Genomic DNA, 18,189 nt, shown 5'->3' on the forward strand with positions numbered 1-18,189 from the left:
TCATCACTCCCTGTCCCGCGACTACGGCGATCCGAGTGACGCTATTCACCCGCGACGTCTTCTCCCCATCTTCCCCCTTGCATCCCCACCCCCCATCGCGTTTCACTGCCGCATGGACGATGCCTCCGATCTTGATCTCCTGACCCTCACGCAACTGCGCCAGATCGCCGGCCCCTCGCCGCAGCCTTACCGCGCGCATGTGCAGGTGGACAACCGCATCGAAAAACAGACCGCCGGCGGTGCCCCCTTCCTCGAAGTGAAACTGGCCGATGCGGGAGACTCCATGGTCTGGCGCGTCTTTGACAACAACCCGCTTTTCCAAGACGCCCGTCAGTTGCAGCGTGGCAGCTTCATCGAGCTGGCCGCCCATTGGGTGGATACCGGCAAGTATGGCATCGAGCCCCGACAGCCCCAGATACGCTTCCTGGATGAAGACGAAAAGCAGCAGCTCCTCAGCGGCGATGCCGACCTGGCGGAGCGCCAGCGCGCGGACTATGCTGACATCGTCGCCTTCGTCGAATCCGTGCGCGATCCTCGTCTGAAATCCCTTTGCAGCCTCTTCCTGGAAAAACACAGCGAGCGCTTCCGCCGCACCGCTGCCGCCCGCGAAAACCACCACGCCCGTCGCGGTGGCCTGGTGGAGCACGTGGCGCAGATGATGCGCACCGCCATCGTCATCGCCGGCGTTTACCGCACCCTGAACCAGGACCTCCTCATCACTGGCGTGCTTTTCCATGACTGCGGCAAGCTCTGGGAAAACACCTATCCAGAAACCGGCTTCAGCCAGCCCTACCAGCTTCATGGAGAAATGTTGGGACATATTTCGTTAGGCATCGAACTCGTCAACAAACTCTGGCGCGATGTCATGGACCGCCCGGAGGCCTCCGCCTGGACCCTGCTGGAGCCCGCCAGCGACCTCGTGCGCATGCACCTGCTGCACCTCATCGCCTCCCACCACGGCCAGTATGAATTTGGCTCCCCCGTGCTGCCCAAAACCCCCGAGGCCATCATCCTGCACCACGTGGATAATATTGATGCCAAAATGGAAATGCTGCGCCGGGGCTATGAAAACGGCAAGGAACTGGCCCCCGGCATCGTCGAGCGCTTCCGCCCCTGGCCCGTCAATGTCCTCCTCCCCCTCCCCAACGTCACCGGACTTCCTGAGCCTGCGGTGGTGAATGAGGAAATGATGGAAACACCGAAGGACTTGATCTCCTGACCGCAACATCCCGCCTTCAGGCAACGTCTCCCTCCTCATGATCGGCATCTACGACTTCTGCGGTCACTACGAATGGACCTTTGCATGGCTGCAGCAGCAGGGCGGGCACGACCTCGTCCGCGACTACTGGCATGAGGCCATTTATGAAGACTCCCAGCGCCACGCCACCGCCCTCATTGTCGGCAAGGGCTTCGAAGGCATGAAGGAATATTGGGGCCACACCCTGGCCGAGGAAGGCGGCGACTGGACCACCACGGCCAAGGAAGACGTCTTCCGCATCGACATGCACGCCTGCCCTTCCAAAGGCTTCCTCATCCAGAACAGCCTGGAGCAATACCCCGACTACTGCGACCACTGCATCGGCTGGATAGGCCCGCTCATGAAGGAGGCCGGATTCGTCATCAACCACGCCCACAACCACTGCGGCCAGTGCTGGTGGGAAATGCGCCGCACCGCCGACCTGCGCCCCGCCAGCGCCGTGGGCGAACTCTCCGGAAAAGCCGATGTCCGCCTGCGCCCTGATTGGAAAACCCCTGAGACCCGTATGGATGTCTATGACCGCGCGACCGATCCTGATCACAAGCTGCCTCCTGACCCTCCTGCTTCCCCTGTCAGCTAAAGCCACCGGCTGGGAAAAACTTCCGCCGCTCCCTGAGCCGAATGGCGGGTTTATCTGCGGTGCCGTCAGCGACCAGGTTTATGTAGCTGGGGGCACATTATGGAGGGGTGAAACCAAAATCTGGCTCTCCACAGTCTGGAGACTAAATGTAGCAGCCATGGAGTGGGAACCACTGTACACTCTGCCACAACCGGTGGCGTATGGAGTTGCAGGAACACGGCAGCTGCCCACAGAGAAGCCACCATGTTTATTTTTCACAGGCGGATTCAGCGGCACTGTGCAAAGAGAGTTGATGACAGCTCTGGATGGCAAGGGAATTAAGCACGTAGCTATATCGAACATGCCTCACACCATGAGCTTGTCGGCAGGCGGCATTGTAAAAAACCACATGGTTTTCAGCGGCGGCAGCGATGATCCCGGCAAACCATCGCATTTCTCAAACAGCACCTGGAAAATCAATCTGGATACCCACGAAGTGACCCGCCTGCCAAACTATCCTGCCGGACCCTTTGGTTGTGCAGCTTCAACAATCGCCCTGGGACGGCTCCATGTATTCGGTGGAGGAAAGTGGGATCCCCAAAGTGAGGCTGTAGTAAACATAAACGAGGCTCATGCCTTTTCAATGAAGGACAATCAGTGGCATGCTTTGAAACCCCTCCCTTTTGCGGTCCGTGGCATGTCAGCCGTTTGGTTTTATGACCACATCTACCTAGCCGGCGGGTATAAAAGCGATGCCGAAGGATTCACCGATGAAGCCTTTTTATACAATATCCAAAAAGACGAATACCGCCCCGCCAAACCCCTGCCGTACAAGGCCATGGCCGGTCTGGTCGTTTGCGACGGATACGTCTATTGCCTGGGCGGAGAGGACAAACAGAAGTCCCGTACGGATGCCTGCTTCCGCATTCCGATAAAGGACCTGCTGAATAAATAATCCGTTACCGGGGTGGCCGGGTTCACGTTGTTCTCGCAGTGTGTCCGGTTCATCCCATAAACTGCCGCCATCGTGATGCCCGATGCTTTCGATGTGCAGGACTGTCTCCAGCGCGTGCGCGACGGCGATGCCGCTGCGGCACACGCTCTGATCACCCATCTGCATCCCCTGGTGCGGCGGCTCGTGCGCAATCACCTGCCCCGGCGGGAGAGCGAGGAAGACCTCATGCAGGAGGTTTTTGTGAAGCTCTTCCAAAAGCTGGACTCCTACCGGGAGCGCAGCGGCATCCCCTTCGAGCACTGGCTCAGCCGACTCACTGTGCGCACCTGCCTGGACGCCCTGCGTGCGGAGAAAACCCGGCCCGAGTGGCGCTTCGCCGATTTCTCCGAAGGCGAGACGGAGTGGCTGGACTACCTGCTCAACCGCCAGGCCGAAGTTCCCGCCCAATCCGGCAGCGATGCCCACGCCCTCGTCACCCGGCTCCTGGCCCTGCTCTCCCCGCCCGACCGCCTCGTTCTGACGCTGCTGGACCTGGAAGAACGCTCCACCCAGGAGATCTCCCAGCTCACCGGCTGGACAAGGCCCATGGTGAAAATGCGCGCCATGCGTGCCCGGCACAAACTGCGCGCCCTGGCCCGCCAAACCCTCAAAAGTGAATTTCCCAACCCATGACCGACTTTAATAACCGCTGGCAGACGCTGTCCCAAAACGCCCGCCAGGCCCCGCTAGACCCCGCCGCTGACCTGCCCCACGGCTTTGCCACCCGCGTGCTCGCCCTGGCCCGGCAGCCCTCACACGAGGCCTGGGAGGAAGTGCTCACCGTCTTGGGCCTCCGTGCCGTGCTGGCCACTGGCGGTCTCTTCCTGCTGAGCGCCAGTCTGACTTTCTCCGACTGGTTCGACACCCGCCTGGAGCCGCCCGCTTTGGAGCTCACCTTCCTTTCCGACCTCACCTGGCCATGACCGTATCCCTCCGTTCCAAGGCAGGCTGCGTGATCACTCTGCTCATCCTCCTGAGCACTGGCGTCGGTTTCACCCTGGGCATTCTGGTGGCCAAAGGCATCCAGAAGAAGAAGGAGGACCCTACCTTCTGGAAGCAGGCAGCCATGAAAAAGCTTGATGAGTTGAACCCCAACGAAGCCCAGCGGAAACGCTTTGAATACCACACCGAGCAGGCCGTCACGGAACTGTCGGACCTGCGCCAGGAAGGTATTCGCCGGGTCTGGGAGGTGCTGGATCGGGCACTCGATGACATTGAGGCGGACTTGCAGCCGGAGCAAAAGGAGACCTTCGAAAAGATCCGCCCCAAGCCGCCTGAATCTATCTCCAAGTAAAATCACCTGCGGATACCTTTTCTCCTGGGTTGCAAACTTGGAGGCAATCTGGTTTCCTACAGGCCTATGCATCGCCTGTTCATCGCCATCCTCCTGGCCGCCCTCCTTCCAGCCTGTGAATCCGGGAGAAAGGACAAGGTGCTCATCACGGTGCATTCCCAGGGCACGGACATGGACTCTCCCAAGACCATCTTCCGCCGCCCGGTCGCCGGCCGGGAGATGATCTTCAAAATCATCCCGGAATTCAGCAACCAGAGCATCTCTGCGGTGCATCCATTCCCGGCCGATGACGGCACCTATGGCGTAGCGCTGAAGCTGGACTTCAAGGGCACGCAGTCCCTGGATATTGTGACCCGCTTGCGACCCGGCGAAATCCTCATGACCATGGTCAACGGTACCGTAGTGGACCATGTCCGGATTGACCAGCCCGTCTCCAATGGCCTGTTCACAGTCTGGCGCGGCATACCCGCGGAACTCGTGAGCAGCCTGGAGGAGAAGTATCCCAGCATCAATGAACTGAAATCCTCCTCCACCTTCCTGGAGATGACCCCTTCCACCCGCAAGGAGAAGAAGGAATCCAAACGCAACTCCTCAAGGAATGAGAAGGTAAAACTCGAAGAAGAAAAACGTAAGCTGCGCGGTGAGTTCGATCCCGAAATCCCCGAAGAGGATATCGTTCCCTTGTCGGAACTGCTGAAAAGTTCGCGCTAAGCAGGTGTAGGGCGGATGTGTTTTGCACAAACCAGCTCCGACTGGTCACTAAGGCTCTTTGCAAAACTATCCGGCTGTTTTCTGAACGTTCGGAGTCCCTTGCGTTACCATCCCACAACAAGCCGGATAGCTTGTCGGCAGCCCGACAAGGCACAAACGGCATCCCCCGCGCCAAACACATCCGGCCCACGTTTCTCCCGCTAAGCGGGTGTGGGCATAGACGCCTTTTCCATGGGCATCTCATCTTTGGCCGGCATCTCTTTCGGTGCCCGGCCGAAGAGAGTTCGCAGTTCCGCCGTGAGCCACAAGCGGATGCCCCAACGCAGGAACCGCATGGCGGAGAAGTCCGGGGTGTAGCTCTGGCCTAGCGTGAGGTCCATGCCGGTATTCCAGGCTCCATAGGTGCCTTTGGCCTGGCGTTTCTTGGCCATGGCATTGAGGCGGCGGTTATACAAGGCCATGAATTTGGCAAAAAAGGTGCCCGCAGGGCCATCATACGGCAGCCGGCCGAATTCATACTCCGGATTATCATACACCAGCCGCACAGGGCCCACGAAGTAAGTGCCCAGGTCCATGATGAAGGCGATCCGGGTCAGTTCAGCATCCCCCATGTATTCGTATTTGCCCTTATACAGGGATTCAAACCAGAGCTGGTAGCTGCGCTTATACGCGCCTTTGAGGTAGTTCAGCGTCTCCGTGATGTCCTCGCCCATGGTCTGCTTGCCGATCATCCGGGTGACAGCAAAGACGGTATGCCCGCAGTAATCCAGGCCCTGGCTGTAAAGAGGGTCTATAAACCCGGCGGCATCGCCGACCATGGCCCAGCGGTTGCCTGCCATCTGCTCCGTATAATAGGGCAGGCCCTTGTAATAAAAGGTGTCGTCCTCAATGGGTTCCGCATTTTCAAACATCAGGCGGCCAATGGGGTGCTGAAGGATGTGGGCGTGCAGCCTGGCCGTCAGTGAGGGGCCTTCAGGCAGGGTGAAGACACTCCGGTCCCAGACGATGCCGGCGCTGTAGTCGCCGTTCGAAAGTGGGATAAGCCAGACCCACCAGCCGCGGCCCATGAGGTGGTTGGTGGCCGTGGCGCGCATACCCTTGGTGCGCATCATCAGCTTCGGATACCGGGTGCGGCTCTCATGGCTGTCCAGGTTGTTGACGTTTCGATAGCGGCACCACAGGGAGGAGGTGGCGTGTTCATCCCCCAGGAGACGGTGCAGGCCCAGCTTTTTAGACAGTAGGGCCGCCTTGCCGGAAGCATCAATGACCCAGCGGGCCGTGAAGGTCTTCGTTTCCTCCTTGCTGATGGCGACGGTGACGCGGTGGTTCTCCTCCCCGTCCGCCAGGGTGACTTCGCGCAATGTGGCCGGGCGCAGGAGGTCGGCTCCAGCCTCGCGGGCCAGCTTCAGCACATGCTCGTCCAGCAGTGCACGGTCCAGCTGAAAGGTGGGCAGACGGCTCTGGAACTTGGGGCCCAGCTCCGTGCAGTCCTCCACGCTGTCCTCCGGACTGTTGCAGAACCACATGCGCAGGCCGTGCTTTTGATAATGATGGGCGCTCAGGTAGCTGCCGAGGTGAAGCACCCGAGTTAGGAAACAGCCGGCCACCTCCGAGGTGCTCTCGCCCACTTTACGATTAAATTCCACCTGGCGCTCCACCACCAGCACCCTCAGCTCCGGATGGTCCCTTTTTAAGAGCAGGGCAGCTGAGGCCCCGCTGAAGGCGCCGCCCATGATGATCACATCGTAGTCGGCCTTGGGCATCGAGGGCAGGTGGGGATCGTTCATGATGTTATGACTGGGTTGCAGGTCGGGGCAAAGGGTGCCATCAGAGAAGAAGTGTCAGGCCGGAGCCAAGTGGGCGATGGGGGCACGCCACTGCCATTTCCCATGCCGCCCGAAGAAACCGCCAAAGAGCCCCAACCGCAAGCGCCACGTCGGCGGAATACGGGGCTGCATGGAGCATTTTGGACGAATGTGCTGTTGAAAATCCTGCGTTTCCTGCCGGTCTGGCTTTGCCTGCTCCTGAACAGCTTGGTGGTGGCGGTCATCTACTGCCTGGCCGGGCCCCAGCGCCGGGCCGTGCTGGAAAATCTGCGCGGCCTGCGCCCGGACTTTGGCCCAGTGCGGCGCTGGTTTGCAGGCTACCAGATCTTCCTCCAGTTTGCCCTGACCTATCTGGACCGCCTGTGGCACATGCACTTCAAGCGGGAAGTGACCTGGGACATTCCGGACCTGGCGCATTTCGAAAAAATGCGCGCGCATCCGGGGGGAGTCCTTGTTTTCACCATTCACAGTGGCAATTACGACATTGGAGCCACTCTGTTCGCCCAAAAGTTTGGCCGCACCCTCCACATGGTCCGCGTGCCGGAGCAAACCGATGAATTGCAGGAGCTGCGCGCCGCCGAGCTGAAGCGGGTGGAAAAGGAAAATCCGCACCTTCGTGTGCATTACAATGAAGTGGACAGCCACCTGGGCCTGGAGCTGTGCCGCATCCTGATGGCCGGCGAGGCCGTGGCCGTGCAAGGGGACCGCGTGGTAACAGGTGTCTCCCCCATCGAAATGGAGGATGAAGGCGTGACCTTCAAAATCCCGCGCGGCCCCCTGGTCCTGGCGGAAATCTCCCGCGTGCCCTGCTATCCCATCATCCTCCAGCGTCTGGGCACGCTGAAGTACCGCATCGTCTGCGGCCCGTGCTTTTACGATGGCAAAACGAAGATGCGTGCCGATGACCTGGGCAAGATCTGGCTGCCCATCATGCACCGCTTTGTCCACGAGCACTGGGACCAGTGGTTCGTCTTTGAATCCTTGGTGAAAAAAAGCGCTCCTCAGGACGAGCCTGAGGAGCGCTAAGGGGAACAAACTAAACGCGGAATCAGGCAATGTGCTCGCCCTTCAGCACATCATCCAGCGTCTGGCGCTCGCGCACCACCGTCGCCTTGTCGCCATCCACAAGGATCTCCGCAGGCATGGGCCGGGTGTTGTAATTGGAGGCCATGGTGAAGCCATAAGCTCCCGCGCTGAGAACGGCGAGGTAATCGCCCTCGTTCACCAGAGGGATGTCGCGGTTCTGCGCCAGGAAGTCCCCGGTCTCGCAGATGGGGCCGACGACGTCCACTTTTTCCACTTCATCCGTGATGGGCTGTTTCACCGGAGTGATGAGGTGCCAGCCTTCATACAGAGTGGGGCGGATAAGGTCGTTCATGCCGGCATCCACGATCTTGAAGGTCTTGGCAGCCCCGCGCTTCTCATAAAGCACCTTGGTGAGCATCACGCCGGCATTGCCGACCATGTAACGGCCCGGCTCGCACAGGATGCGCAGGCCCAGAGGGGCCAGGTGGGGCACCACCGCCTCGGCATAAGCCTGGACGGTGAGCGGATGGACCTCGCTGTTTTGCTGCCACCAGGAGGCATCACCAGATTCCAGGCTCTGCTTGTAATTGATGCCGATGCCGCCGCCGATGCTGAAAAACTGGATGCCGTGCTTGTCCTTCACTTCCTGGACCAGGGGCACGACTTTCTTCACCGCCTCCACAAACGGATCCACGCTGGTCAGCTGCGAGCCGATGTGCATCTGCAGACCCTTGATCTGGAGATTGGGCATCTCGGCGGCCACGCGGCCATAGACCTCGAGGATGTTTTCAAACTCGATGCCAAATTTGTTCTCGCTCTTGCCCGTGGTGATTTTGGCGTGCGTTTTCGCATCCACATTCGGGTTTACGCGCACGGCCACCGGGGCCTTTTTACCGATCTCTCCGGCCACCTGGTTGATGTAGCGCAGCTCCGCCTCGGACTCGGCATTGATGCAATAGATGCCCTGCTCCAAGGCATAGACGATCTCGTCGCGGGTCTTGCCCACACCGGCGAAGGTGCACTTGCGGGGATCGCCACCGGCCTTGATGACGCGGTAAAGCTCGCCTGCAGAGACGATGTCAAAACCGCCGCCCAGTTTGGCGATGGTGCTGAGGATGGAGAGGTTGGAATTGGCCTTCACCGCATAGCAGATGAGGTGGTCCAGGGGGGCCAGGGCCGCATCCAGGCGGGTGAAGTGGTCGGTGACCGTGGCCTTGGAATACACGTACAGGGGCGTGCCGTGCTTTTCAGCCAGGGATTGAAGGGAGACATTTTCGGCGAACAACTCGCCCTGAGTATAACGGAAGCTGTGCATATGCGGGCCGGGTAGATAGGCGGAAATGTGACATGCGCAACCGCTCCCGCATGCCGCGTGCGGAGTATCTGCTGAAACTTCTTCCTTGGATTCTGCCGCTTCATCCGTTGTGATGAGGTCATGCGCTGTCTTTTTCTGCTTCTCCCCTTTCTAGCCACCCTGCCCTGTTCCCTGGCTGCGGCCCCTGCCACCGCTGCGGATATCAAACCGGGGGTGCGCAGCACCATCACCTTCCAGGGCTCCATCCCGCAGAACAGTGATGAGCAGTACAAGATGCGCCTGTCGTATCCGGATGTGCCCAGGCCGTATGATCTGAGCCGGGAGACCTTCGAGATTCTGGTGCCCAAAGGCTACAAAGACAGCGATCCGCACGGGCTTTTCATCTGGATCAGCCCGGGCAACAAACCCAACCTGAACCCGGAATGGGAAAAGGTGCTGGCGGATGAGAAGCTGATCTTCATCGGCGCGGTGAATTCCGGCAACAGCCGGGAGACGCCGGACCGCATACGCCTGGCCGTGGAGGCCAACCACCACCTGCGCCAGATGTATAAAGTGAACCCGGACCGGGTGTATGTCAGCGGCCACTCCGGCGGCGCACGGGTGGCCTCAATGATCGGGGTGGCCTATGCCGACATGTTCACCGGCGCAGCCTGCTTCATGGGGGTGAATTTTTTCCGCGCCACCGAGGGGAAGGACGGGGAGATCTACGACATGCGTTATTTCCCCCACCCGGAGATCGCCGTGATCGCCCAGCAGCACAACCGCTTTGCCCTCATCACCGGCGACAAGGACTCGAACCTGGACAATACCCTGGCCGTGTATGAGCAGGGTTTTAAGGCCAACCAGTTTCAAGGAGCCAAGCTTTTCCAAATCCCCGGCCAGGGCCACGGTGCCCCCGATGCCAAATGGCTGGAGAAGGTGATCCGGTTTTTGGACACCGGGAAGTGAAGGGGGAGGGAGGAAAGATATTAGTGGTTTTTAAAGGTTCCTGAGATTGAGGCTCCTGCATGCCGACGGGTCGTCGGAGCTCCATGTTATCGTCGGTGCTCGAAGTTACTTGGCGAGGTGGAAGGCGCTTTGGGCCATGTTTTGGCCGTTGATGAGGAGATCCACGGCGTGATGGCCGGGGTGGTGGAGGCGGGTGGTAAAGTCTTTGAGGGTCTGCTGGCGGGTGAGGGTGACAGTCTCGCCAGAGGCGAGGGTGAGCTCTTTCCATTTGAAGACTTTGGCGGAGGTGCTGCCGCTTTTTTTGACGTAGTGGAGGGCGTAGTCCACGACGAGGCGCTGGGAGGCGGAGGAGGCAGACTGGAGGTGAAGGGTGAGGGTGATTTTTTGACCTAACTGAATGTTGTCAGGCGTGATGGTGAAGCGGGGGATTTTGACCTCGGCTTTGCCGCTGGCGCCGATGAGGGTGAGGGCGGTGGAATCGCCCTTTTTGATGAGGGTGCGGAGGGCATGCCGGGCGATCCAGGTGGTGTGGGGGCTGGCGGCGAGGGGCCATCCCTGGAGGAGATCGAGCACCCAGGCGGGGTGGTCTTTGGTGATGTCGTTGAGGTGGTTGGCGACGGATTTGCGGACGTAGAGGCTCGGGTCGGCGCGGAGGTTCTCCAAAATGGGAAGGACAGGGGAGGGATCGGCGATGAGGGCATCGAGCCGGAAGGACCAGGGGAGGCGGGGGCGGCATCCCTCACTGGCGAGGCGGCGAACGTGGTCGTTTTCATCGCGGGACCAGGTCTCCATGACGGAGAGGGTGCGGGGAAGGTCCTGGCGGAGGAAGGGACGGATGGCGAACTCGGCGGAGCTGAAGGGGGTGAAAAACTTGAGCGCGGCGAGGGAGAGGTCAAAGTGCTGGAGGCCGTATTGAGCGACGTAATCCGGGAGGACGAGGCCGACGAAGTTGTGATTGATGCGGGGGGCGAGGGCGCGGAGGATTTTAAGCGCGGCGGGGTAACTGGCGGGTAGGGTGGCGTGGAGGCTCTCCGTGGTGCGGCGGAGGCGCTGCATAAGGGAGAGTGAATCGAGGTCCGCGAGGGCGAGCCGGAGGAAGTGCTTGGAGTCGAAAGCGGGGTGGAGAGCGGCGACCTCATGGGCGATGTGACGGAGGCGGGGGGCATCGAACCAGTCTTTGAGGGAGGGGGCGGGATCGGGGTCTGGCATGGGGCTTGGAGCGGGGGGCAAGGAGGGTGCCGGGGTGGGAAGGATGGGAGCGGAGACTGGCGTGGGAAGGTGGTGGGTGCGGGGGCTGAAGATGAGGTAGGAGAGCATGGCTGCCCGCACTCTGCCAAAGGGGACTGACAACGGTGTGTCAGGAGAGAGGGAGGAAAATGACGAATGACAGAAAACGGTGAACCCTGAGAGCAGGTGTCTCTCTTGTTTTTATGCCGACGGATCGTCGGCGCTCCATGGGCTCAGTCTTTGCGGATGTTTTCGGCGATCTGGAAGATAGCGAGGATGAGCTCCATGAGGACGCGGGCGGTGAGAACGTAGATGACGAAGGCGATGGGGCCGGTGAGCAAGGTGAACAGGCCGTAAAAGAGGCCGACGCTGAAGCCGCTGGCCATCCAGCCGAGGGCGGCGAGGGTGGCGGCGACGAGGCTGAGCGCGTAAAGGATGCGGATGAGACGCGGGGTGACGAAGCGCTGGAAGGAGAAGTCCAGGACGAGGTCCATGATGGCGCGGCCCTCCGTCCAGATGGAGGTCGCCGTGGGGATGTGGCCCGGAGGGAGTTTTTCTGGTGGGGGCACGCTCATGGGAGAGGTAACGGGGATGGGGTGGGGATTTGTTCGGAGACAGTGTTCGGTTTGCAGTTTTCAGTGTTCGGAGTGGATTAAGAGGGTAAAAAGATTTTGGGGCAGAAAGATTTTTTCTTTTGTTTCTAACTGAGGGGAGGCGAAGGGCGGAGGAGTGTTTATGGGCTTTGACGGGTGGGGTTTGTGCGGCTTGTTGGTGGGGAGGGGCGTTTGTTATCTCTCTGATTTTTTGTGTCTGATCCCGGTCCGGTAAAAAAAGTGGCGCGCAAGGCGGTGCCGAAAAAACGCAAACCTGTCCCTCTTGCTGCCAAGGGGGAAAGGGGGGAGGTGCATGGGCTGGTGGAGGAGGTGCTACAGACGGGAGTGTTCGCCAAGAAGCTGAAGGGGCTGGGCGGGAAGAGTGAGGTGGTGCTGGACCATGTGACCCGAGAGGCGTGGGGCTTTGCGGTGGCGATGGTGATGGGCCATGTAGCTACGGCAATGCCCGGACGGCGGCTGTGGGTGCTGTGCCCGAATGTGAAGACGCAGGATGCGCTGCACTCGGAACTGATGGTGTGGGGCTGCCCGGCGCTGTATTTTCCCCGGCACAGTGCGCTGGATGTGGAGGCGCTGCCGGACCCGGAGAGCGTGGCGGAGCGGGTGTCTGTGCTGAGCCGGTGGCGGGAGCATGGGCCGGACTGTCCGCTGGCGCTGGTGCTGTGTGCGGAGAGCCTGGAGGAGACGGTGCCTGCGGCGAGGGAGATCGAGAACCAGCGGCGGACCCTGGAGGTGGGGGCGAAGGTGGATGTGGAGGCTTTCCTGGAGGAGCTGGACGGGGCGGGATATGAGCGGGTGCCGGTGGTGATGGAGCGCGGGCAGTTTGCGCGGCGCGGGGGCATTGTGGACTTTTTTTCCTGGCAGGCGGAGGAGCCGCTGAGGCTGGAGTTTTTCGATGACGAAATCGAATCCATCCGGGCCTTTGACATTCATCACCAGGCGTCCATCCGCCGCATGGAGCGGGCGGGAATCATCTTGCAGATCAGCGAGGCGGCGGCGGATGAGGGGAAGGTGGCGGACTATCTGCTGCCGGAGGATGTGGTGCTGGTGGTGGGCGGTGATGAGTCACGGCCGTGCCAGGTACGCATTGTGGAAAATGCAGCGCCGGGGGAGCTGGTGGAGGACTATGGGACGGCGATTCATGAGAATCCGCTGGGGGTCTTTGATGCGTCGGACTTTGTGCTGCATGAGGCGCGGCGGAAGCAGTTTCAAATGCAAGTGAAGGAATGGCAGGGGATGGGGTGGCGGACGGTGGTGTTTTTCCACAATGAGGCGGAGCGGGAGCGGTTTGCGGAGCTGTCCGGGACGCTGGAGATGGAGCCGCCGGAAAGTATGTTAGGCCTGCTGTATCGTGGATTCACGGTGCCTGCGGCGAAGCTGGCGGTGCTGACGGGGGCGGAGATCTTTGGCCGGCACCAGCACACGCGGCGGGTGCGGGGATCCAAGCTGGATGACCCGGAGACGCTGCGGAAGGCGCGGGATGTTTTGCGTGAGCTGCGCGATGGAGACCTGGTGGTGCATGCTGACCACGGGGTAGCGAAGTATGGGGGAGTGAGCACGCGCATTGCGCCCGGAGGAAGGCGTGAGGAGGTGCTGGTGCTGCACTATGCGGACCAGGCGAAGTTTTTTGTGCCGGTGGCTCAAGCGCACATGGTGACGCGGTATGTGGGCGTCGGCGGGAAAGCCCCTGCCCTGAGCAAGCTGGGTGGCGCGGCATGGCAAAAGACGCGGAAGAGCGCGGAGAAAAGTGTGGAGGAATTTGCGGCGAAGATGCTGACCATCAGCGCGGAGCGCCAGAGCGTGACGGGCTATGCCTTTGAACCGGATACGAAGTGGCAGGTGGAGTTTGAGAACTCATTTCTTTATCGCGAGACGCCGGACCAGTTGCGCTGTGTGGAGGACATCAAAGCGGACATGGAATCGCCCAAGGCGATGGACCGGCTGCTGTGTGCGGATGTGGGGTTTGGCAAAACGGAGGTGGCGATCCGGGCGGCATTCAAGGCGGTGATGGGAGGCAAGCAGGTGGCGATCCTGGTGCCGACAACGGTGCTGGCGCGGCAGCACTGGGTGAACATTCGTGAGCGGATGAGCGAGTTTCCCGTGACGGTGGAGATGCTGTGCCGGCTGACGCCGAAGAAGCATGAGAAGAAGATCATCCAGGGGGTACGTGAGGGGAATGTGGACATCGTGGTGGGGACGCACAGGGTGATCTCCAAGGATGTGCGGTTCAAAGACCTGGGGCTGGTGGTGATTGATGAAGAGCAGCGCTTCGGCGTGAAGCACAAGGAGCGGTTCAAGGAGATGTTCCGCTTTGTGGATGTGCTGACGCTGAGCGCCACGCCGATCCCGAGGACGCTGTATCTGGCGCTGATGGGGATGCGGGACATGAGCACCATCGAGACGCCACCGCCTAACAAACAGGCTGTCCAGACGATGATCTGTCCGTATGATGAGCGGGTCATCAAACAGGCGGTGGACATGGAGCTGGACCGGGGCGGGCAGATTTTCTTTTTGCACAACCGGGTGATGACGATCGAGAAGGTGGCGCAGCGCATCCGCGAGCTGTGCCCACGAGCAAAGGTGATCATCGGTCATGGGCAGATGGACGAGGAACTGCTGGAGGATGTGATGCACACCTTTGTGGACGGACGCGCGGATGTGCTGGTGTGCACGACGATCATCGAGAGTGGGGTGGACATCCCGAACGCAAACACGATCATCATTGACCGGGCAGACCGGTTTGGCCTGGCGGACCTGTATCAGCTGCGTGGACGTGTGGGACGCGGCGGGCAGCAGGCGCATGCGTATCTGCTGCTGCCACGCGATGCGGTGACGGCGGGGGATGCGCGCAAGCGAGTTAATGCAATCAAGCAGTACGCGGGTCTGGGCAGCGGGTTCAAGATCGCGCTGCGGGATCTGGAGATTCGTGGAGCTGGGAACCTGCTGGGCACGGAGCAGAGCGGGCACATCGCAGCGGTGGGATTTGACATGTACTGCCAGATGCTGAAGCAGGCAGTGAACAAGATGCAGGGGCGGCGCGTGGCGAGGCCGATCGAGGTGGCGCTGCGGGCGGATTTTCTGGTACAGACAGAAGCGCTGATGGTGCAGGCGGTGGAGGGGGCGACACCGGCGTTTTTACCGGGCACGTTCATTGAAGATACTCGGACGCGGATCACGGCCTACCGCCAGCTTGGTGAGGTGATGACGCGGAAGGAGCTGGATGAACTGGAGAACCAGTGGCGCGACCAGTTTGGCGACAAGCTGCCTCATGCGGTAACAAATCTGCTGACATGTGCGGCAATCCGTCTGGCTGCTGCGCATGCGGGGATCAGCGATGTGGAAATCAAGGACCGCAAGCTGATGCTGACACGCAATGGCAAGATGGTGATGCCGGATGGGAAATTTCCGAGGCTGATGGAGCGGACAGGACACCGGCAACTGGCGGAGGCGCTGGTGATGCTGCGGAGTTTGTGATTTTACATCATCGCGTGGCAGCAGCTTGGGATGGCGTCGCTGGTGAAGTTGAGGGTATCGCGGAGGCGCCAGGCCATGATGAGGGCGGCGCTGAGGGCGAGGCCGCGCTGGACGCGGCGCAGGGTGACGGGCTGCAGGCGGCCGCCTAACCAATGAAGCTGAGTTTGCGCCAGCCAGAGGAGCGGCAGGGTGCCGAGGCCGAAGGCGATGGCGAATTCGGCCCCTTTGAGGGAGCTGCCGTTGGCCATGGCGAGGGCGAACATGACGTAAAGAGGGCCGCAGGGGAGCAGCGGTGTGGCGAGGCCTAACAAACTGGCGCGCCAGGCGCTTTTCATGCGGAAGGCGGCGGTCTGGATCTTGCGCAGACTGTGGCTGAGGACTTTGGGTTTAGGCAGGTATCTGTCCAACCCCATGCCAACGAGGGCAAAGGCGATGACCATGAGCCAGGGCAGGACGATGCCTGCTCCATGCTGGAACCAGCTCAGCGGGATGAACCCTGCGGCACCGGCGATGGCTCCGATGAGGCCATAGGAGATGAGGCGTCCGCCGTGATAAAGGGCGGTGTTACGCATGAAACCAGTAGTGCCGGATTTGGAAGAGACGGCCCAGGAGCAGGACAACGGACCGCACATGCCGACGCAGTGAACGCTGGTGACCAATCCGGCGAGGAAGGCGGCGGCGCTGGTGTCTATGGGGGGCATGGGGAGGCAGTTATCAGTATGCGGTTTTCAGTTTTCAGTTTTCGGATCCTGATGAGAAATGCGATGAGGTTTAGGGGACGAGCATGAGGATGCGTTCGACCTCCTGGGGACGGTTTTGGATAGCGAAGACGATGAAGGCGATCCACCCGGCGACGAAGGTGAGGAAGGCGAGCACGGGCAGGAGCCAGGGCTTATTGAACAAAATCTTTCGGATCGAGAGGTTCATTGGATTTAAGGCGGGTATCGGGGCCGAGGAATTCCATGACGCGGGTGGTGACGGTATCGCCGCGGGTGGTGTCAGTGACATTGACCTGGAGCTTGAAAGGCTGGGTGAAGGCGGCTTCGGGGAGGGAAAGAACCAGGGTTTTTTGTTCTTCGCCCAGCGGGGCTAAGCTGAGGGTTTCGGTGAGGCCGCTGATGCTGAGCTGAGGGGGGAAGTCACCAGTGAGCTGAAGGCGATAGGTGGAGGGGCTGTTACGCTTGTTGATGACGCGGATGAGGAACTGGTTTCGCAAGGTGCCATCTGACACATAGAAGGGAGCCCCGACCATACGCACGACGCTGGCTCGGACGGGGGAGAGCTGCAGAGCGGAGAAGGCAAAAGCACCGACGCCTAACAATAAGAGGCCAGTGTAAAGGATGATGCGCGGACGGATGAAGCGGGTCTTTCCTCCATGCAGGCCGACATGGGAATCATAACGCACCAGGCCGGTGGGGCGCTTGAGCTTGAGCATGATGTCATCGCAGGCATCTACACAGGCGGCGCAGCCGATACAGTCGAGCTGCAGACCGTTGCGGATGTCAATGCCGGTGGGGCAGACCTGCACGCAGCGGCGGCAGTCCACACAGGCACCGCTGGTGCTGCCGACCTTGCCGCGAGGTTCGCCGCGTTGTTTGTCGTACCCAATGACGACGCTGTGGTCATCCGTGAGGGCGGATTGCAGGCGGCCGTAAGGGCAGAGGATGACGCAGAATTGCTCACGGAACCAACTGAAGGCAAAGTAAAGGCCGCCCGTGAGGAAGAGCATGACACCAAAGACCATGAGGTGCTGGCTGGGCGGGCCCTGCATCATTTCATACAGCTTTTTCAGCGAGACGAAATAGCTCAGAAAGATGTGGGCGATGAGGGCGGAGACGAGGATGAAGACGGCGTGCTTGAATCCGCGACGCATGGCTTTGCCAGCGGACCAGGGGGCTGCATCCAGACGACGGCGGGCGGTGGCATCGCCATCAATCCAGCGCTCGATGCGGCGATAAACATGCTCCAGGAAGACGGTGTATGGGCAGGTCCAGCCACACCAGATGCGCCCAAAAAGAGCGGTCACGTAAAAGAGCGAAAAGGCCAGTCCTGTGATGAGGAAGAAACCCACCCACAGATCCTGGGTGGCGAGGGTGAGGCCCATAAAATGAAAGCGCCGCTCCTGCACGTCCAGAAAGACGGCAGGGTAGCCGTTAATTGGAATCCACGGCAGGGTAATGTAGATGCCCAGGAGCAGCAGGGCAGACGCGCGCCGCCAGGCAGTGAACCGGCCATGCACATCCGCCGGGTGGATCATGCGATGTGATCCATCTGCCTCAATGGACGACAACGATTCCAGGGTGGGGGATTTCATGGGGTGCCCTTACCCTCGGTGATGGTGGCCCTTTTGCTTTGCAGGGGTTGCGGATGGAGGGGCGGATTTTGCTTGGCTGGCTGGTCTCAGAAGTTATACTCACGGCATGAATGCCGCTGTTGCACACCTTTTTGAAGAAGTCCTGCTGCTGCCCAGTGATTCGCGAACTGAGCTGGTGGAAGCGATCCTTGAGCGAAGTGCTCCTTCGGATGAGTTGCTGAAGCAGCAGCTTGAGGTCGTTGCGCGGCGAATGGAGAATGTCAGAACGGGGGTCTCCGAATTGACTCCTGCCACTGAAGCCCATGCAAGTGTGCTCGCTTCACTCAATCTGCGCGCATGACAGTCAGCTTTGAGTCCGAAGCGCTGGAGGAGTATCGTGAGGCGGCGCAATATTCGGAGGACCGGTTTGGTCTTGGGCGTCAGTTTGTCCAAGCCATTGAGAACGCGCTTGCTGAGATTTCAAATCATCCAGAACGGTTCCAGCCAGTTGGGGAAGGGATTCGAATCTTTCGAATGCGCAGGTTTCCTTATTACCTGTTTTATCATTATGATACTGCGCGTGAGAGCATCGTCATCTATGCCGTGGCCCATCATCGCAGACAGACGGATTATTGGAGAGGGAGGCTGTAGTT

At 60.3% G+C, this 18,189-nt stretch carries 18 protein-coding genes; 12 read left to right on the forward strand and 6 right to left on the reverse strand.

Annotated features, from left to right (window positions below; genetic code table 11):
- Window positions 1-112 precede the first annotated feature (112 nt).
- The 7 genes from WJU23_RS20410 to WJU23_RS20440 all read left to right on the forward strand — a co-directional run bounded on the left by WJU23_RS20410 (window position 113) and on the right by WJU23_RS20440 (window position 4,816).
- Window positions 113-1,219, forward strand: a complete 1,107-nt coding sequence (locus tag WJU23_RS20410; protein ID WP_346334472.1) for an HD domain-containing protein — start codon at window positions 113-115, stop codon at window positions 1,217-1,219.
- 37 nt (window positions 1,220-1,256) lie between these two features.
- Window positions 1,257-1,838: a hypothetical protein gene (locus WJU23_RS20415; protein ID WP_346334473.1), complete on the forward strand. Its 582-nt coding sequence runs from the start codon at window positions 1,257-1,259 to the stop codon at window positions 1,836-1,838.
- The gene (locus WJU23_RS20420) at window positions 1,774-2,772 is read left to right on the forward strand and encodes a kelch repeat-containing protein (RefSeq protein WP_346334474.1); all 999 of its coding nucleotides are present in this window, start codon (window positions 1,774-1,776) and stop codon (window positions 2,770-2,772) included. Before WJU23_RS20415 ends, WJU23_RS20420 begins: the two co-directional genes overlap by 65 nt.
- A 75-nt stretch (window positions 2,773-2,847) precedes the next feature.
- Window positions 2,848-3,444 carry an RNA polymerase sigma factor gene (locus tag WJU23_RS20425; protein ID WP_346334475.1) on the forward strand — a complete coding sequence of 199 codons (597 nt, stop codon included), beginning with the start codon at window positions 2,848-2,850 and terminating at the stop codon, window positions 3,442-3,444.
- The gene (locus WJU23_RS20430) at window positions 3,441-3,734 is read left to right on the forward strand and encodes a hypothetical protein (protein ID WP_346334476.1); all 294 of its coding nucleotides are present in this window, start codon (window positions 3,441-3,443) and stop codon (window positions 3,732-3,734) included. The genes WJU23_RS20425 and WJU23_RS20430 overlap by 4 nt, the downstream gene beginning before the upstream one ends.
- Window positions 3,731-4,105 (forward strand): hypothetical protein, encoded by a 375-nt coding sequence (locus tag WJU23_RS20435; protein ID WP_346334477.1) that lies wholly within the window; start codon window positions 3,731-3,733, stop codon window positions 4,103-4,105. The genes WJU23_RS20430 and WJU23_RS20435 overlap by 4 nt, the downstream gene beginning before the upstream one ends.
- 66 nt (window positions 4,106-4,171) lie before the next feature.
- Window positions 4,172-4,816 (forward strand): hypothetical protein, encoded by a 645-nt coding sequence (locus WJU23_RS20440; RefSeq protein ID WP_346334478.1) that lies wholly within the window; start codon window positions 4,172-4,174, stop codon window positions 4,814-4,816.
- A gap of 200 nt (window positions 4,817-5,016) precedes the next feature.
- Here WJU23_RS20440 and WJU23_RS20445 read toward each other — a convergent pair whose 3' ends face one another.
- Window positions 5,017-6,603: an NAD(P)/FAD-dependent oxidoreductase gene (locus tag WJU23_RS20445; protein ID WP_346334479.1), complete on the reverse strand. Its 1,587-nt coding sequence runs from the start codon at window positions 6,601-6,603 to the stop codon at window positions 5,017-5,019.
- Between the two features lie 102 nt (window positions 6,604-6,705).
- On the opposite strand from WJU23_RS20445, the gene WJU23_RS20450 reads away from it, so the two are divergent.
- Entirely contained in the window at window positions 6,706-7,668 is a 963-nt protein-coding gene (locus tag WJU23_RS20450) for a hypothetical protein (protein WP_346334480.1), read from the forward strand.
- 22 nt (window positions 7,669-7,690) lie between these two features.
- Here the strand turns inward: WJU23_RS20450 and lysA are convergent, their stop codons facing one another.
- Window positions 7,691-8,983, reverse strand: a complete 1,293-nt coding sequence (gene lysA, locus WJU23_RS20455; protein WP_346334481.1) for a diaminopimelate decarboxylase — start codon at window positions 8,981-8,983, stop codon at window positions 7,691-7,693.
- A gap of 120 nt (window positions 8,984-9,103) precedes the next feature.
- Between lysA and WJU23_RS20460 the strand changes: the two genes are divergently transcribed.
- Window positions 9,104-9,931 (forward strand): PHB depolymerase family esterase, encoded by an 828-nt coding sequence (locus WJU23_RS20460; protein ID WP_346334482.1) that lies wholly within the window; start codon window positions 9,104-9,106, stop codon window positions 9,929-9,931.
- A gap of 105 nt (window positions 9,932-10,036) precedes the next feature.
- Here the strand turns inward: WJU23_RS20460 and WJU23_RS20465 are convergent, their stop codons facing one another.
- The gene (locus WJU23_RS20465; protein ID WP_346334594.1) at window positions 10,037-11,140 is read right to left on the reverse strand and encodes a DNA alkylation repair protein; all 1,104 of its coding nucleotides are present in this window, start codon (window positions 11,138-11,140) and stop codon (window positions 10,037-10,039) included.
- Window positions 11,141-11,391: 251 nt separating this feature from the next.
- Entirely contained in the window at window positions 11,392-11,733 is a 342-nt protein-coding gene (locus WJU23_RS20470; protein WP_346334483.1) for a DUF4282 domain-containing protein, read from the reverse strand.
- 231 nt (window positions 11,734-11,964) lie between these two features.
- Here WJU23_RS20470 and mfd point away from each other — a divergent pair, with 231 nt between their 5' ends.
- Window positions 11,965-15,243, forward strand: a complete 3,279-nt coding sequence (gene mfd, locus WJU23_RS20475; RefSeq protein WP_346334484.1) for a transcription-repair coupling factor — start codon at window positions 11,965-11,967, stop codon at window positions 15,241-15,243.
- Between the two features lie 2 nt (window positions 15,244-15,245).
- Here mfd and WJU23_RS20480 read toward each other — a convergent pair whose 3' ends face one another.
- Both WJU23_RS20480 and ccoG read right to left on the reverse strand, forming a co-directional pair.
- Window positions 15,246-15,944, reverse strand: coding sequence for a sulfite exporter TauE/SafE family protein (locus WJU23_RS20480; protein WP_346334485.1), 699 nt, complete (start codon window positions 15,942-15,944; stop codon window positions 15,246-15,248).
- 191 nt (window positions 15,945-16,135) lie between these two features.
- Window positions 16,136-17,557: a cytochrome c oxidase accessory protein CcoG gene (ccoG, locus tag WJU23_RS20485; protein ID WP_346334486.1), complete on the reverse strand. Its 1,422-nt coding sequence runs from the start codon at window positions 17,555-17,557 to the stop codon at window positions 16,136-16,138.
- Window positions 17,558-17,663: 106 nt separating this feature from the next.
- On the opposite strand from ccoG, the gene WJU23_RS20490 reads away from it, so the two are divergent.
- Both WJU23_RS20490 and WJU23_RS20495 read left to right on the forward strand, forming a co-directional pair.
- Window positions 17,664-17,897 (forward strand): addiction module protein, encoded by a 234-nt coding sequence (locus WJU23_RS20490; protein WP_346334487.1) that lies wholly within the window; start codon window positions 17,664-17,666, stop codon window positions 17,895-17,897.
- The gene (locus WJU23_RS20495; RefSeq protein ID WP_346334488.1) at window positions 17,894-18,187 is read left to right on the forward strand and encodes a type II toxin-antitoxin system RelE/ParE family toxin; all 294 of its coding nucleotides are present in this window, start codon (window positions 17,894-17,896) and stop codon (window positions 18,185-18,187) included. Before WJU23_RS20490 ends, WJU23_RS20495 begins: the two co-directional genes overlap by 4 nt.
- Window positions 18,188-18,189 lie beyond the last annotated feature (2 nt).

Origin of the sequence: Prosthecobacter sp. SYSU 5D2, from assembly GCF_039655865.1 — a bacterium.
In the GTDB taxonomy this organism is placed as follows: domain Bacteria; phylum Verrucomicrobiota; class Verrucomicrobiia; order Verrucomicrobiales; family Verrucomicrobiaceae; genus Prosthecobacter.